Annotated in this window: 12 protein-coding genes and 2 pseudogenes; 3 read left to right on the top strand and 11 right to left on the bottom strand. The window is 32.4% G+C overall.

The window, feature by feature from the left end; all coding sequences use genetic code 11:
* The first annotated feature begins 22 nt into the window (after nt 1–22).
* Nucleotides 23–1,408 (top strand): ANL family adenylate-forming protein, encoded by a 1,386-nt coding sequence (locus JFU54_RS00130; protein ID WP_201039979.1) that lies wholly within the window; start codon nt 23–25, stop codon nt 1,406–1,408.
* A 180-nt stretch (nt 1,409–1,588) separates the two neighbouring features.
* Here JFU54_RS00130 and JFU54_RS29345 read toward each other — a convergent pair whose 3' ends face one another.
* Together JFU54_RS29345 and JFU54_RS29340 are read right to left on the bottom strand one after the other, a co-directional pair.
* The gene (locus tag JFU54_RS29345) at nt 1,589–1,804 is read right to left on the bottom strand and encodes a hypothetical protein (protein WP_242488116.1); all 216 of its coding nucleotides are present in this window, start codon (nt 1,802–1,804) and stop codon (nt 1,589–1,591) included.
* Nucleotides 1,794–2,036 (bottom strand): hypothetical protein, encoded by a 243-nt coding sequence (locus JFU54_RS29340; RefSeq protein WP_242488115.1) that lies wholly within the window; start codon nt 2,034–2,036, stop codon nt 1,794–1,796. Before JFU54_RS29340 ends, JFU54_RS29345 begins: the two co-directional genes overlap by 11 nt.
* A 945-nt stretch (nt 2,037–2,981) precedes the next feature.
* Between JFU54_RS29340 and xerS the strand changes: the two genes are divergently transcribed.
* Nucleotides 2,982–4,055, top strand: coding sequence for a tyrosine recombinase XerS (gene xerS, locus JFU54_RS00125; protein ID WP_078205333.1), 1,074 nt, complete (start codon nt 2,982–2,984; stop codon nt 4,053–4,055).
* 321 nt (nt 4,056–4,376) lie between these two features.
* Here the strand turns inward: xerS and JFU54_RS00120 are convergent.
* The 8 genes and pseudogenes from JFU54_RS00120 to JFU54_RS00090 all read right to left on the bottom strand — a co-directional run.
* A pseudogene (locus JFU54_RS00120) lies at nt 4,377–4,569 on the bottom strand (IS4 family transposase); the annotation flags it as partial.
* A gap of 134 nt (nt 4,570–4,703) precedes the next feature.
* The gene (locus JFU54_RS00115; RefSeq protein ID WP_002139654.1) at nt 4,704–4,886 is read right to left on the bottom strand and encodes a hypothetical protein; all 183 of its coding nucleotides are present in this window, start codon (nt 4,884–4,886) and stop codon (nt 4,704–4,706) included.
* Between the two features lie 316 nt (nt 4,887–5,202).
* Entirely contained in the window at nt 5,203–7,404 is a 2,202-nt protein-coding gene (locus JFU54_RS00110) for a M60 family metallopeptidase (RefSeq protein WP_201063425.1), read from the bottom strand.
* A gap of 1,303 nt (nt 7,405–8,707) precedes the next feature.
* A pseudogene (locus tag JFU54_RS29525) lies at nt 8,708–8,799 on the bottom strand (IS6 family transposase); the annotation flags it as partial.
* Nucleotides 8,800–8,870: 71 nt separating this feature from the next.
* Nucleotides 8,871–9,368, bottom strand: coding sequence for a DM13 domain-containing protein (locus JFU54_RS00105; protein WP_078205327.1), 498 nt, complete (start codon nt 9,366–9,368; stop codon nt 8,871–8,873).
* Between the two features lie 76 nt (nt 9,369–9,444).
* Nucleotides 9,445–10,524 carry a sensor histidine kinase gene (locus JFU54_RS00100; protein WP_078204010.1) on the bottom strand — a complete coding sequence of 360 codons (1,080 nt, stop codon included), beginning with the start codon at nt 10,522–10,524 and terminating at the stop codon, nt 9,445–9,447.
* Nucleotides 10,521–11,234, bottom strand: a complete 714-nt coding sequence (locus JFU54_RS00095) for a response regulator transcription factor (RefSeq protein ID WP_061675673.1) — start codon at nt 11,232–11,234, stop codon at nt 10,521–10,523. The genes JFU54_RS00100 and JFU54_RS00095 overlap by 4 nt, the downstream gene beginning before the upstream one ends.
* A 780-nt stretch (nt 11,235–12,014) precedes the next feature.
* Complete coding sequence (locus JFU54_RS00090) at nt 12,015–14,270, bottom strand: N-acetylmuramoyl-L-alanine amidase family protein (RefSeq protein ID WP_078204012.1); 2,256 nt, start codon at nt 14,268–14,270, stop codon at nt 12,015–12,017.
* 874 nt (nt 14,271–15,144) lie between these two features.
* On the opposite strand from JFU54_RS00090, the gene JFU54_RS00085 reads away from it, so the two are divergent.
* Nucleotides 15,145–15,738 carry a TasA family protein gene (locus JFU54_RS00085; protein WP_151304091.1) on the top strand — a complete coding sequence of 198 codons (594 nt, stop codon included), beginning with the start codon at nt 15,145–15,147 and terminating at the stop codon, nt 15,736–15,738.
* A gap of 371 nt (nt 15,739–16,109) precedes the next feature.
* On the opposite strand, the gene JFU54_RS30160 is transcribed toward JFU54_RS00085, so the two are convergent.
* On the bottom strand, nt 16,110–16,364 hold the full coding sequence (locus JFU54_RS30160; RefSeq protein ID WP_033728921.1) for a SunI/YnzG family protein: 255 nt from the start codon (nt 16,362–16,364) through the stop codon (nt 16,110–16,112).
* Nucleotides 16,365–16,532: the final 168 nt, after the last annotated feature.

The raw sequence follows: 16,532 nt of genomic DNA, 5'->3' as shown, positions 1-16,532 counted from the left end.
AAAAATTAAAAGGAGGTTGGGTATGCATATTGATTTTCTATTAGAAAGGTTTGAACTGAACAAAGAATACGAAGCTATTATTTGGGAGGATAAAATTTACACGTATGAGTGGTTACTAAATCAAACAAAGATTTATACAGGGGAGTTAAATGAACATAGAAAGATGGAGTATAAAATAGTCTCTTTAGAAGCGGACTATTCTCCATATTCCATAGCAATGTTTTTAGCACTTATTGAGTTAGGGTGTACAGTAGTACCAATCTTAAATTCTTTGGTTGACAGCAAGAAGAAAGAATACTATGAAATTGTTGAATTAGAAAATGTAATTAAAGTTGAAAGTGGAAATTTTGAAATAATCAATATGCAAAGAGATTACATTCAAAATGAATTGTTATTACAACTGAAAAAGTTAAAACATCCCGGATTAGTATTGTTTTCATCTGGCACAACAGGACACAGTAAAGCAATTGTACATGATTTTACATTACTTCAAAAGAAGTACAGCGTTGCAAGAAGTGCAAAGCGGGTTATACCATTTATGTTATTTGATCATATAGGGGGAGTTAATACGCTTTTCCAAATTCTTTCTAGCCTAGGGTGTTTGGTAATTATTGATGATCGTACCCCTAATCGAGTATGTAATATGATTGAGAAACATCAAGTGCAAGCTTTACCCGCATCACCAACTTTTATAAATTTACTTATACTGAGTGAGGTTTATAAAAAGTATAAATTAAATAGTTTGCAGACTATTTCTTATGGATCAGAAGTTATGCCTGAGACTACATTAAATAAAATAAACGAAATATTCCCTCACATTAAAATTATACAAATGTATGGCTTGTCAGAATTGGGAGTTTTATATTCACAATCTAAATCGAATGATTCTTTGTGGATTAAGCTAAGCGATGGGAATATTGAGTCAAGAGTTGTGGATGGAATGTTGCAGGTTAAATCAATGTCTACAATGATTGGTTATATTAATGCTCCAAGCCCATTTACCATAGATGGCTGGCTTATGACAGGAGATATGGTGGAAGTAGATGGAGATTATATTAAAATCTTAGGAAGAAAATCAGAGCTTATAAATATTGGCGGAGAAAAAGTATTTCCAGCTGAAGTTGAAAATGTAATACAGCTAATGAGTGGAGTAGAAGAGGTCGCCGTAGTTGGTGAAAAAAATGTAATCACGGGGCAAATGGTTAAGGCTGTTGTTAAATTGAATACGAATGAAACTGTAAGTGGATTTAGAAAGCGATTGAGAGAGTTCTGTAAAGATAAACTACCAGTATATAAGATTCCACAGAAAGTGGTCCTAACAACTGAGAAAATGCATACAGATAGGTTTAAAAAAATAAGAAAGTATTTATGTAATTATAGCTTTTGTAGTAGGGAGAGGTCGCCTTAGGTTAAAATACAAATAAAAAAGTACTTCAAGTTCTTTTAATTTAGGAAATAGAGTGTCCTGACTTACGTCTCGCATATGTTATCATACCCTTTTTCGAATTGGCTTGTTTTTAATTTAATTACAAGTTTCGCATAAATAAGCTTCTCCTTAACACAAATAATGAAGTGTTGGGGAGAAGCTTTATTTTTGTTTTTGCTGTTGCTTAGTTTTACGATTCAGTAGTAATTTATCTAAGGAAATAGATTGGGTGTTAGTTACCACAAAAAATAAAGATACAGCTAATAGCAACTCAAATTCATACCCTCCTATAAATCCTTTATTGAATTTTACGGTAATAATCGCTCCAGCCAAAAGTATAGAAAATAAGGTTGAAATGCATGCTTTTTTATTTTCCAACTTTTGGTTTAATGAAATAAGGTTCGACTTCTCCAGTTTTTATTTGAATATCCTGAATTGCTGTATTATTAATGGAACCTTTAATGGATCCAAATGTTTTATTTAGGATGTGACCAGCGCTTTTGAATCCAACATAATGCCCACGGACCATCCGTGGAAAACATGCACCAAACATACCGTGTACCGATATAATTGATTGAAAATGTAGAATTTCTGTAATTAAGAAACTCATCTCAAAATGAAAAGAATACTTATCTTATTGAGATGGTAGGGAAATTTTGCAGCTATATTTTAAAATCTGCACTTGAATCAAACTAAACTGTATGTTTACCTAAAGCAAGTACAATAAAAAAAACCTTGGATGTAAAAGAACTTAAGGAAATACTCTCTATCGACATCACGCACTATTAAGTTTTGAGCACAACACAAGCTATTTAGTCTTAAGGGGTTAAAGTTAACTGTTTTTATTAAAGTGTTCTTAATGTATATTTACATGCTAGCTATAGTCTATAAGCAACCATGTAATCAATATAATATGTATAGGTGAATGTATCTGAAACTAAAAGATATTAATACTGATGAAAGGGAATGATGCATTTTATTGGATTAACATAAGAGTATTATAAAAAAGGAAAAAAACAAAGACTTTATAACTTCGCACGAAATACCAATTTTACGAACAATAAGAGAGTCTTTTAAAAATATAATATAGCATCTAGGGATTTCGAGCCTATATCCATGAATTTTAGTGTATTGCTTTGAAGTTATATAATAATAATCAAATGCCGATCTACACATAAAGAATCTATATAAACAATTACATATTAATTTACACAAGTTTATCTTACGTTGACCTGATTAACTATAATTAATTTAAGCAATTCACATTTTATAACGCTCTGTAAACAATTTTTAATGTGCTCTGTATATATATAATCAATTTCATTGTATATACAGTTATATGTAGATTTTTCACCTGTTTTTATAGCGTAATACAAATTTATAGTGTGGTTCTCTATAATTAATACTAGAACAATTACAATATCACCTATTTATTTTTGCACGCATTTTAGTAATCCATAATTTAATTATGTAAATAAGTATGTGTAAAAATTGAATTTAACGCGAACTTGTGTTCGTGTATTTTTTCTGTTATAGTATATATGAGGTGATTTTTATGGATTACAGCAAGCAACGTCAAAAATCAGTACATCGTAAGAAATTATACGAGAATTTAAATGAAATGCCCTTTTACATAGAAGAATTTGTGGAGTACAAAGAATTGCATGATGCCTCTCCTTCCACCCTACTGAATTATGTATATGATTTTAGAGTTTTCTTTAATTGGCTATTATCTGAACAAATTATTGAATTTAAGCCCATTAAAGACATATCCTTCTCTGATTTGGAGAATTTAAAGAAAAAAGATGTTGAGAACTTTATGAGGTTTTTAAAACTACAACAAAAAATGCAGAATTCCTCTGTTAACAGAAAAATTTCAGCCTTAAAGTCTTTATTTAAGTACCTTACCTCCCTATCAGAGAATGATGATGGAGAATGTTATTTTTATAGAAATGTAATGGCTAAAATTGAAATACATAAAGATAAGGAAACATTAAATGCCCGTGCAAAACGTATGAGATCTAAAATATTTCATAATGATGACGATCAAGAGTTTTTGAATTACATTAAGTACGAACATGAAAAATCTTTAACAAAACATCAGTTGTTCTATTTCCTAAGAGATAAAGATCGTGATGTAGCTATTCTTTCTCTCTTTCTTGGTAGTGGTATTCGTGTAAGTGAATTGGCCGATCTTCGTATGGAAGATATAAACTTAAAAGAAAGGCTAATTGATGTAATACGAAAAGGAAACAAAGAAGATTCTGTATGGATTACCCCAATTGCATTGAATGATCTTGAAAATTATATGGAAATTAGAGATAAAAAATATGCTCCAGGGAAAGAATTAAAAAATGTATTCTTATCGAAGTATAAACATACTGCACAGCCTCTTTCAGTTAGGGCTATCCAAGATATAGTAGAAAAATATACTAAGGCCTTTGGTAAAAGAATGTCTCCTCATAAATTAAGACATACATTGGCAAATAAGTTATATATGGAAGAAAAAGACTCGTTACAAGTGATGCAGCAACTTGGGCATACTAGCCAAGATACGGCCTTATTATACACACAGCTTGGAGAAACAACTATTAAAGATAGCTTAGGCAGAATAGGAAAGAATAAATAATAAAAGTTCAGCAATTTTACATTGCTGAACTTTTATTATTTTCCCTATACTAGGGTTAAAATGATATGTATTATTCGTTTCGCATTTGATTTTATTATGTAAAAAATATATAGTTTGAAATCTAAATTAATTGGAATATAAAAACTCTCTCTTAGTAGATATAAATAAAAATTTTAGATTTCTACAATTGTTGTTTACGTTAAATGGGAATTTAACGAACAGTTGGGTTGTTATGGGAGTAACCCCCTTCCCCCACTAAATGTAGAAAGACATGAAAATGGATATTTTTTAGACAAGAAAGTGGATACTTTTTTATAAAGAAATTGCTTCAGTTATATATCTACGTAATACACGCTGTAGAAATAAAACAGCACATCGATTAAAATGTTGATTAAGTCCTTCTGAACTCATAAGTGTAGCTGTATTTGCATAAAGCTGACTACATAATCAAGTAATAGAATCGCTGTAGTTCTTTAGCGAACAAATGAAACTCATCCCGAATCGATAGATTCATACAAAACGCCATCCTTTCTGTATATTTCTACAAAAAGAATAGCGTTTTTAAGGTCAAATTAATATGAGATTATATTGGTTTAATAAAATCCTATAAATCAATTCTCTTGTAGAGTATAATCTTTGGGAGCCGTATTATAATTTATAAGGATTATTTTTTGTTAAATTTTCCAATTCGTTTTCATGGGAAATCTTAAGACTTTTCTTTTTCTTTTCAATGGATGTGATTTTATGAAAAGTTAGCAAAGATAACATAGAGAATAATTTATAATATATCTCTGTAGATCCGTTCTTATTGTTTGAAATAATTTGTTCCATAGTATAGAATCTCCTTTTTTAATACAGTCCTGTTTCTAATTTCAATACTTGGTTATTATTTTACCAATTTTTATTGAAATCTTCTACTTTACTAATTATTAATTCTTGATAATTTACATTCTAATTCTATATTTACCTTTAACAGTACAATTTTTTCATTTTGGGGATACTTCAAAATGTTAAGTTGATGGGCATGTGGCGGTACCCCTACAAAAAGAATAGCGTTTTTTGTTTTATGAATACACTTTTTTAGCTTGATAGCGACGTGCTATACTTCTCAATCATTAGAAGATCCCCCAGCCATTTGTGTAAACGATTAATATCCCCAAATGTCTACTTCAGCTACTGAAGCAAATCCATTCTGTCCATTCGTTACTTCCATTTTCACATACTTTGCAGTAACTGGGGTAAATGTTGCCGTTTTCTTATCACTATTATTTCCCCATGTTCCTGATGATACTTTGTCATATTTAACGCCATCTACACTCGTATAAATATTGTAGCCTAAAATGCGGCCGTTCTCTGACCCGTCTTGTCTTGGGAGATAGTCCACTTTTGAAATTGTTTGATTTTTATCAAGTTCCAATGTTAAATTGTATGGATATTGATTTGGTGTCCAACTGCTATGCCAAAGTGTATCAGGTTTTCCATCGATTGCCTTACTCGCTGAACCACTGGATTCCTCACTATTTGCACTTGCTTTCATCGTATTTTTAGGCAATACGTATGGTTTAACAGATGGAGAATCAGTTAGAATATCTACTTCAGCTGCAGAGGCAAATCCATTCTGTCCATTCGTTACTTCTACTTTTACATATCTTGCAGTAATAGGGTCAAATGTTGCGTTTTTCTTATCACTATTATTTTCCCATGTTCCTGATGATATTTTGTCATACTTAACGCCATCTACACTCGTATAAATATTGTAAGCTAAAATACGTCCATTTTCTGACCCATCTTGCCTTGGAAGATATGCCAATTGTGAAATGGTGCGTGTATCACCAAATTCTAGTGTCAAATTGTAAGGATATTGATTTGGTGTCCAACTACTATGCCAAAATGTATCTGTTTTTCCATCTATCGCCTTACCAGCTGAACCCGTTGATTCCTCACTATTTGCACTTGCCTTCATTATTTTTTTAGACAATACAGCAAGTGGTTTAACAGGTTTAGCATCCGTCGCTTCCCATATAGGTGCAATTAATGTTGGATTATTTAAAGCTTCTACTTTTTGTCTCGTTTCTTGAGTTGCCTTCAATCCCCACTGATCAAAAAACGGAAGTAAATTTTGTTTTGCTATTTTTGATGTATTGTAAATAAATTCCTGTATTTTATCTTCATCTGTTTTTGGAAGTTGATCCTCTGGTAGCTCTCGATATAATTTGTGAAGATTTGGATAAAAATCATCGCCATATGCCAAATGAAGCTGCCAAAGCATAACAAGTTTTACAAACAGGTCGTCAATATTTTTATATTCTTTATTCGTTTGTTTTAAATACGCAAAAGCTCTATTATAATCTCCCTCTGATTCTAAACGTGTTGGTTTATTTGGATATAATTTCTTGACTGCAGCTATAGAATATAGATTAACAGTTACTTCACCCATACTTCTTAAATCATTCCACGTCCATGGATATTGTTGTCGTGCATGTCCCGCTTCATGCATTTGTCCCCATCCAAACTCATTGACATTTAAAGTACTTTTGATTGCTTCACCAGCAGTCGTAAAGACGGCTCCATCCCAACTTGCATACATGCCCCAACTTTGTGCGTTAGGGTTTTCTACAAAGGCCCAAATACGACGAGTTGAACGATGTAAAGGATTAGGATCTGTTTCAGATAACCCCGATATCCTATCTTGTGCCCGAATCATTTCATCATATTTATTTAATAGAGGAACAGGATCTTGATTTACAATATATTTATTGGCACTATCACGAGTTACAGTTAGTACTGCTCGTTCTGATTTCAATTGTACCGCATGTGCCTCTGGATATTTGTTCATCATGGCAATCCAGTCTTCTTTCGTGTGTTTCCCTAATTCAAAGAATGGAATAGGACTACCGCCTTGTGTTACCTGCACCTTAACTGTTCCTGTGCCTTGATAATTATCAAACCCTAATACGCCGCCGTTTGGAGAAGAGATGGCATTAGAGCCAGGAGAAAGATCAATTTCTTTTCCCCATTCTTTATCATATTGATGTGTCCCAATAATGGCTCTAATCTTTTGCGTTCCTGATACTGTAATAGTAACCTGTTCATTAGGTTTTACATAAATTCCTGTTGGCATATAATTTTTTTGCTCACCTCTTTTTTCCCTTTTTGCTTCATCCCAAAAACTGCCTGTACCTGGAAGGTCGAACTCTCTTTGTTCAAATTGAGTTACAGTTTGTGCAGTTTCAGCATGTACATCTAAATTGTTTGTCATAATAGGTGCAAATAACGTGGTTGCTAAAATAGCGGATGTCGCAAACACCTTTATTGTTTTTTGTAATCTACCATTCTTTCTTCTGTTCATATAAATCAGTCCTTTCGTTCAAATTCGTTATTACTTACATACGAAATATAAGTTTTCTCACTAATGCCAAAAGTGGATTTATTAAATGCACACTTATTTTAAACAATGTTGATTATATTTTTGGATGAGTACAAAAAAAGCATAGTAACACTTCAAATTCTTTTCCTAATTAATCTAGAAACACATTACCTTCATTGATTTCTTAAATCACTCCTCTAAGTAAGAATTTAAGATAAATGTCCTATCTCAAAGATCCTTTCCTAATTTTGGGATTACGCATTAAGTATAATTCAAAAATAAAGTTATACAATTGAGAAAAATAAAAAATGTTAAAAATTTACATGCACGTAATATTTTTAACATTTACTGAAAAATAATGTGTTATATGGAGATAAATTTAATATATATATGATGTTAAAAAATAGTTTAAATAGAGTATTTTGAATTCATAAAAGTAAAAAAGATTACGAAATTCTATTTTTTATAGATATGGCGGGTCAATATACGAATCGTCGCCGTACTTCTTAGACGAATGAAGGAGTTTTATCAAAAAACAAAAAGCCGATTTTAAATTATATTAGAAATAACAGTAAGTCTGTAACCTATTTTTACACGTATCTCGGCTGTACCCCAATTTCATTCTTTAAACAGAAGAGGATTATCTTTCTTGCGATATAAAGAAAGATAACCTTTTTTCTTTTTTATAATACAAAATATAGCCACAACATCATGCTTAATGTTTTTTGAACTATTGCTTAGCATAAGGATAGTTCATTTCCATTCAGGAAATCTCCACCTTGGTGTCTTCATATTAAGAAGTACCCACTTTCTTGTCACGATATGCGGACAAGAAAGTGGGTACTAAATGAATTGCATTTGTTGGTAATTCAACATTTTACGCTAGAAAATTAGTTCCTACTTTCATGTCTTTCTACATCAGGTGTACAAGGACATGAAACTCCAAACTATTTAGAAAAGAATATCTAAACTTTCACTTTTAGATATTGGTTGGGACAAGAAACTCTAAACTAAATTTTTATAGATTTACAGAACTATACCCATTTAATCGTGTGTGAAAATCTCCCATTCTTACCTAATAACCTATACCATCAGTCTTATTAATTAATTTATTCATATAATGATAATGAGTTTAAGTCGATTATGGGAGCTACATTAGTTTGAAGGAAAGATTTTTCCCAACAATTCATATATGATTCAAAAGGTCTATGTATTTTTGAAGTCCTTCAAAATGTTATCTCAAACCTTTCGACACATTGATTTTTATAGAAATACCACGTTCCTATAGAATTTCAGACACATCACAATAGCTTAAAGAAAAACAACGGCTACCACGATAATATTTTTCTTGAACTGTTTTCCTTTAAAATATCTCATCCGTTATACTTCTCGTTTGCTTGTTACAGAGTTTAACTTACTTTAAAAACTTTGCAACAGAACCCTCTTTCTTATTTTTCAAAATAAGCCGCACCAAAGTTTTCATTAAACCTTTTACACCATATAGAAACCGAACCGTATGTACCTACATCTATTCCTTCAGGAATTCCATAGTTTTGGTCTCCTTTGTTTCCCTTTAATTTTCCTAATTCAATATACTGATGATTTTTCACGTCTTCATTATTTTTCAAATGGTTTGTAGGAACTAATACAACTCGAACATCTGGCCCGTTAGATGTTGAAAAATTGGAAAGTCGTAAAACGCGTTTTCCATCCGCTAATTGATGGATTGTTGCTCTTCCAGTTGTTTCATGGACACCATTTTGAAACTGCCCTTCACTTATTACTCGTTCTTGTTGTTGTTTTGTTTCGTTTGATTGTATTTCTGTTTGTGGCAATGCTTCATTCACTTGCTTATCAATAAATAATTTCTCGGGGCGGAACAAAGACCATAAAATTCCTCCGACAATTATAAAACCTCCTATAATCAATACATGTTTTCTTTTCATAAAATAAAAAACCTCCTGTAACATACTGTATAGTAGTATGTTAACAAGGAAGTCTTTCATTTCTATAATATAAGTATTACAAAAGTCTTTCAGCGGTCTTATTTTTTTCTGATGTGATGGGAAGAGTAAACCAAAATTCACTTCCCTGTTTGCCATCTAAGCGATTTCTCACACCAATTTCTCCTTTATGCATTTCAATCAATGATTTTGCAATGGCTAATCCGAGTCCGGATCCACCAGATTGTGAACTTCTTGATTTATCCGTTCTAAAAAAACGCTCAAATATGCGTAATTGGTCATTTGGAGTAATTCCTTCTCCTTCATCGCGCAAAATGAATTGGACTTGTTGCTTTTTTTTATTTTCCTCTACAATCAATTCGATTGTTCCAGAAACAGGGGAATACCGAATCGCATTATCTAACAAATTACTGATGACCCGTGCTATTTTACACGGCATAATTAAAAGTCGAGGTAATGTATCAGGAACCTGCAATTGTAAATCGATCTGTTTGTTTGCTAATAAGAAAGAATGTGACTCTAGTACATCTAAAAGAATTTTGTCCATATGTGTAAAACTTGGATGAAAATCTACTTGTCCAATTTCTAACTTTGAAAGGTCAAATAAGTCATTAATTAATCCACTTAATCGATTTATTTCTTTTAAGGTCGTCTCTAAGTACTGCTTTCTCGTTTCAGGATCTTCAATTAAGTTATCTTGTAATGCTTCTATCATCAATTGTATGCTAGCCATAGGCGTTCGTAAGTCGTGTGAAATATTCGTAATCAGCTCCTTACGTGCCTTTTCCCCTTCTTCTAACTTAGTAAACCCTTCTTCTAAATTTTTAGCCATCCGTTGAAAGGCTGTTGTTAATTCTTTAAACTCCCGTGGTTCTTTTCCAATTATGTACATCGTTTCAAATTGTCTATCGCTAAATTGTTTCGTTAGTTCAATTAAATTTTGAATGGACCTCATGATAGGGCGTGTCATTAACCAGTAAATAAACGTTGAAATAATCAGTCCGACAACCGCAATTACTGTTAATAGCCGTGTTTGTTCTGGTTCAAGTAACATTTGCGTTTCACTATACCATATAGCAATTACCAAGATACTGGTACTTAATAAATTCATCAATAACAATTGAATACGTAAACTCATGTTTCATTTCCTCCATTTGGCTCAAAGCGATATCCTATTCCCCAAACCGTATGAATCCAACGATTCTTTGTCGTATGCTTTTCCAGCTTGTCACGTAAACGACTCACTAACACGGTTACTGTGTTTGTACCCCCTTCATGTTCAAAATCCCAAATAAGTTCAAGAAGTTGCGAACGGGAAAACACTTGTTTTGGATGCTGTGCCATGACATAAAGTACCTCGAATTCTTTCACAGTTAATTCCACGTTATTTTCACAAACGAGTACACACCTTGTCTTTGGATAAATTTTTAAATCTGGAAATTCTATCACTTCTGATAGATATTCTTTTGCTTGTATCGTTACCTGGCTGCCTCTTCTTAATATAATTTGAACCCTTAATACTAATTCACGAGGTGAAAATGGTTTTGTTACATAATCATCTGCGCCCATTGTTAAGCCTAAAATTCGATTTCTTTCCTCTCCCTTAGCAGTTAACATAATAATAGGAACATTTGATTGTTGACGAATTTCCTCGCATAATTCCCATCCATCTTTTTTGGGCATCATCAAATCTAAAATAATCAAATCTGGTTGATATTGATGAAATACATCCCAGCCTTCCATTCCATTCATAGCTGTATATACTTCGTATCCTTCTCTTTCTAAATACCGTTTGCATACTTCTCGAATGTTTTCTTCATCTTCTACGATTAAAATCCTTTTTTTCATATATAATCCTCGCTTCTTGTGCATAAATCACAATTGAAATGTTTCTATTATCTGCTTTAATCTAATAAATCTATGGAACTTGGAGATGCAGGTGCTATAACTGATAGTATTGCTAGGTTAGAATCCAACAATTTGATCTTATATTCACTAAAAATTATTAAAAGTGATTCTATAATCCAGATGGTAATTTTAACACTTGATTACTTGTATGACTAGATAAGTTCTGTTTATGTACCATTCTGAAAAGAATACATACTGGGGAGTATTTAGTTTGTGGCGTATAGAATAGAGGTAACAAATTTATAGAAAGACTTGCTACATTAGAAATCTATATAGGTACCCCCTCTCCATACGGACAGGGGGTACCATATATAGCATCATTCTTTACTTAATACTTTCTAACTCCCATTTGTGGTTATCACCTGTGAGGTTGTATTCTCAGGTTTTAAAATAAACTCACTAGAAGCTACAACTGGGGCGCTACCATTATTTGCAACAGTACTAGCCCATTATTAACTAACTTTTCACCTTGTAATATCCATTACTATCAAAGACGAAGGTCCTACGGCCATTCTCGACTTGTTGTTTCATGGACATTAGAAATGTACTTCTTCACATGATTAAATTCTTAAAAGAATATCAACGCCCACTCTTTAACCCATTTTCTCATTCACTGATTGGAAGCCTTGTTTTTAGTTTTTCAGAGTTATATGATCCAGTTAGGTTGAGGGATCTCATTTAGAGAGTCATATTTATAAAAAACAGACTCTTTTTGGATTATTAATAACCTTTGTGTCCATGACTGTCAAATTTATAAGTCTTCCAAACACCTTTCCCATTATCAAGTTCAACAGTGGTGTTTTGATAAATTGAACCATCTTCTTTGGCATAATAAGTAAAGTACCCGTAATAAGGGAAATGGTATCCACCACCAACAGAGAACCATCCTATCTTAGCTGCTCCAGAATCATCGAAGTAATACCATTTACCATCGATTTCTTGCCACCCTTTTTGCATTACGCCTTTATTATCGAAGTGGTATATTTTACTATTTTCTTTTTTAAACCCTGTCAACATAGCTTGTCCGTCATTATTAAAATAATATTTTTTTCCGTCAATATTTTCATAACCATCAAAAGTGTAGTGCTTACCATCTTTAAAATAATAATTCTTTCCATCAATTATCTTCCAACCCGAATAGGAAGCTCCATCCTCTAAGCTATAATAGTGCATTGTGACTTTTTCAGTTCCATCTGATTGGAGGAAAGGTCTCTTTCCAGTGAGTCCTGGCTTTCTAACAGAACCGTCTTTCTCAAAGACTACGTGTTTCCCGTTAAGAGTAACAGTAGTAGTACTAGCTAATGCTTTCCCATTCAGATCTGAAGCCCTCTCAAGCACGCCTTTGTTGGAAAAGTGAAGAATGACATGTTGGTCTTCTAGACGCATTTCATTCTTTGTAACTGCGAAATCTTTAAAATAGTAAATTTTACCTTCTATTTCTTTCAGACCCTCTTTAACAAACGCTCCAGAAGCATCAGAATATTGCTCATCTTTCCAGGCTGATCGCTGCAGAACACCAGAATCCTTGAAATGATAGACCTTACCCTCAATCTGTGCATCAGATGAGTTTGACGACATTACCAGGGAGTTAGAATGCGGAGCAAAATAATACGTATTAGCCTTAATTTCCTGCCAACCCTTCAAAAGAACTCCAGAAGCATCTGCATAATGATATGATCCATCTCGTTCTATCCAACTATTCGTTATTAATTTTCCAGAAGAATCGTATGCAGTCCATATAGAGCCATCACTTTTATCATTAGCTTTGAACTCTACTCTTCCATCATACTTCTGTCTATCATGTTCTTTACCAGGGTACCAGTCTATTAACCAGTTGTGAACTTCATCATTCGTTTTTGCAGTGAAACTAATTCCAGATCTGAAAGAATTAGCACCATCGTTTTCCTTCAGGAAGCCTTGAATGTATGGATTACTAGTCAGACGTACTCCATTCTTGTTTACCAAATCAAACTGCCATTTATTAAGAAAAGCGGGGGCTGAGACAAGTTCAAACAATTCATCGTCACCAATCGAATCGGAATATTGAAGAACATTTCCTTCTTTCCCTGAAAGATATTTTGAACCTGCTTTTACCAATACTTTATTGCTTCCTTTTTTATAGGGGATAATTTGATAGGATTCACCGTGATTTAGTGAGCCATATGCTGCTTTAATAGGTGTCTCTAGGGTATTGGTGATCTCTGCGAATACATTACTTGACCGGTTATTAAAATCTGCTTGAGCTGTAGGGTTATTCGTAACATAATTAGAAAGAACTTCTCTACCTACTGGATGTGAAGTCAATGTTGCTACCTTCTTTTGTTCATCTGTTAAGTAAGAAAAGCGGTCCACCCCTAATCCTTTAAAACCGTCAAGAGAATCTGCTCCAAATTTCTTCTTATAAAATTCGTCAACAAGTACTTTATTTTCACCGGATGTTTTTTCTACGTATATGGTGATACCTTGATTAAGCGCAACCCCGGTTTTTCCTTCATCCAATTGCGCCTTTGTAATGTAAAGAAGATCGTGCTCTGATACAGATTCTGCAAAGGGTTTCAAATCTACAATTGTACCGGGTTCTGTAATCTTAAGCTGTTGCCCCGATTTTAAGTCTTTCATCTCACTTTTTCCATCTGGATAAAGTACTTTAATCGTTCTAGTGAAATTGGAATCTCCTTTCGTATGATGCATAGAAATATTAAATTCCCCAGATTTAAAGTTAGGAGCTCTGTAAGACACATTCTCTGCATAGGGGCCAGTGTAATTAGATAAGTCAGGCTCCCCTACAGATATCCCAAGCTTTTCATAAATATCAGCTACAATACCTAATGAAGTAATAGTCACATCCAACACCGTGGCTAAACCTGCGCTAGCTTTGTTCTCTGCAACAGGGGCTAAAGAAAAAAGAATACCTAATGCAGCTGTGGCAGGAATTAATTTCTTACCAATTCTAATTGTTTTAAAGTTTTTTTTCATTTTTGTTTTCCTCTCTTAGTAGAATTTAGTTCAGATTGCTTTAACACAATGCTGTTCCTCACTCTCTACTTGTACTTTTTATTAACCACTGATATAACATCAATATCAGTAAGTTCATCTTAGTTTAAAAATCTTTCATTTCTCTTTCACAAATGTTACAAAAGTCTTTCATAAATCTTTTTTTATTTTATGTATATATTATGTTGCTTTTATGGTGGGTAGTTTGAGTGAAACTAATTGGGGTCTTATCAACAAAATGCGGTTGTACAAGTACATGAAACTCCATACCATTTAGACAAGAAAATCTAAACTAAATTTTTATAGATTTAAAGAACTATACCCATTTAATCTTGAGTGAAAAACTCCCATTCTTACCTAATAACCTATACCATCATGCTTACTAATTTATTCATATAAAGATAATGATTTTAAGTGGATTATGGGAGTTACATTAGTTTGAGGGAAAGCTTTTTTCCCGACAATTCATATATGATTCAAAAGGTCTATGTATTTTTGAAGTCCTTCAAAATGTTATCTCGAACCTTTCGACACATTGATTTTTATAGAAATTCCACCACTTCAAAAGGCGTACCTTTTGAAGTATTAGAATACTCCTGAAGAAATAAATAATTCTAATCATAAAGGGCAGTTAATATTAATTTGTTTTTGGCAGAGGTTTTGATAATTATAAATCCAACTTTTCTATTTTTGGCACGTTTCATTTACAGAAGATAGATAATAACATAATTTTCTCAATAAGGAATTTTCTGCTTTAAATATAATTTTTTCGCAATTCATGGTATATCTGTATTAAGGGGACCTTTTCGGTTGATTAGGGAGAAAGATTATAAAAATGATATGGGAGGAACAAAAAATGTCATTGAAAAAGAAATTAGGTGTTGGAGTGGTTTCAGCCGCTCTTGGTTTATCTTTAATTGGTGGGGGAACATATGCATATTTTAGCGATCAAGTGGTGACAAATAATTCATTTGCTGCAGGTACATTGGATTTAGCTATGCAACCAACTACTTCACTTAACTTAGAAAATTTAAAACCAGGGGACAAAATATTAAAGAAATTCAATTTAAAAAATGGTGGTACATTAGATATTAAAGATATCATGATGAAAATAGACTATACTGTAAACGATTTAAAACAAAATAACACTACAGAAGATTTCGGTAAACATATTAAAGTACAATTTCTTTGGGATTGGGATCCTGCAAAAAGCCCTGCATACGAGACAACCCTTGCAGAACTAAAATCACAAAGCCCAGAGATTGCCTCCAAAAAAGTATTTCATTCTAAGTGGACTGAAACAGGAGGATTAAAACCTGGGAAAATGGATTGGTTTTGGATTAAGTTTATATTTGAAGACAACGGAACAGATCAAAACGTGTTCCAAGGAGATAGTATTGCTCTAAAAATGGAATTCCAAGCCAATCAAACAGATGGACAAGAAAGATAAAGTATTTATATTCAGGATTAATTTATATCTTTTGTTATTTATGAAGAATTGAATTTTAACTTCACATTTAATTAGTATTTGCTATTTTTACAAAGTACCCACTTTGGTGTCTTAGTTTAAAAAAGTACCCATTTTCTTGTCTCGATATATGGACAAGAAAATGGGTACTAAATGAAATGTATCTGTAGATAATTCAGCATTTTACACTTTAAAATCAGTTCCTACTTTCATGACTTTTTACAAACGACATGAATCTCTAAGCTATTTCGAGAAGAAAGTACAAAATTTATTTACTGTCTATTTATCAACGTTTGTTAATGAGATTTTAGTTTAGACTTACATGCCGTTCTACACTTCTTATTAGAACTGTATTACTCAATATTAATTTCTTCTAAGATTATAGATGGATTAACAACAAATATAATGAAGTTTAAGTTTGTAGTATGTACTAGTATTCTATTCTTCGAGGAAGATGGAGTTCCAATATAAACAACATGATCGAGCTTATTATAAGGAACGTCATTCGTAGATATAGTAATTATATCTTTTAAAGGGATGGTAATCTCTGCTGATTGCCATGCAATCATTATACTATCTTGGGACTTTGTTATGCTAATTATTGACATTTTATATCAATCCTTTATTAATTTTAGATAAATAATTAACCAATTACCTAAATTATTTTAAATTAAACCATCTATCATGATATAAGGATTTTAAGAATTTGTGCTTATATATGCAAAATTACATGTACAAACTCCTTATTTTCATAAAAATACACTATATTAAAAACG

This window comes from Bacillus sp. TH19, from assembly GCF_016651075.1.
GTDB lineage: Bacteria > Bacillota > Bacilli > Bacillales > Bacillaceae_G > Bacillus_A > Bacillus_A mycoides.
Note: the sequence above shows the minus strand (reverse complement) of the source record. Positions and strands in the feature narration are given on the sequence as shown.

Bases quoted from the DNA above. Each gene is read 5' to 3' on its own strand.
- JFU54_RS00130 (WP_201039979.1), top strand. From the start codon at position 23: ATGCATATTGATTTTCTATTAGAAAGGTTTGAACTGAACAAAGAATAC.
- JFU54_RS29340 (WP_242488115.1), bottom strand. From the start codon at position 2,036: ATGAGTTTCTTAATTACAGAAATTCTACATTTTCAATCAATTATATCG.
- xerS (WP_078205333.1), top strand. From the start codon at position 2,982: ATGGATTACAGCAAGCAACGTCAAAAATCAGTACATCGTAAGAAATTA.
- JFU54_RS00115 (WP_002139654.1), bottom strand. From the start codon at position 4,886: ATGGAACAAATTATTTCAAACAATAAGAACGGATCTACAGAGATATAT.
- JFU54_RS00110 (WP_201063425.1), bottom strand. From the start codon at position 7,404: ATGAACAGAAGAAAGAATGGTAGATTACAAAAAACAATAAAGGTGTTT.
- JFU54_RS00105 (WP_078205327.1), bottom strand. From the start codon at position 9,368: ATGAAAAGAAAACATGTATTGATTATAGGAGGTTTTATAATTGTCGGA.
- JFU54_RS00100 (WP_078204010.1), bottom strand. From the start codon at position 10,524: ATGAGTTTACGTATTCAATTGTTATTGATGAATTTATTAAGTACCAGT.
- JFU54_RS00095 (WP_061675673.1), bottom strand. From the start codon at position 11,234: ATGAAAAAAAGGATTTTAATCGTAGAAGATGAAGAAAACATTCGAGAA.
- JFU54_RS00090 (WP_078204012.1), bottom strand. From the start codon at position 14,270: ATGAAAAAAAACTTTAAAACAATTAGAATTGGTAAGAAATTAATTCCT.
- JFU54_RS00085 (WP_151304091.1), top strand. From the start codon at position 15,145: ATGTCATTGAAAAAGAAATTAGGTGTTGGAGTGGTTTCAGCCGCTCTT.
- JFU54_RS30160 (WP_033728921.1), bottom strand. From the start codon at position 16,364: ATGTCAATAATTAGCATAACAAAGTCCCAAGATAGTATAATGATTGCA.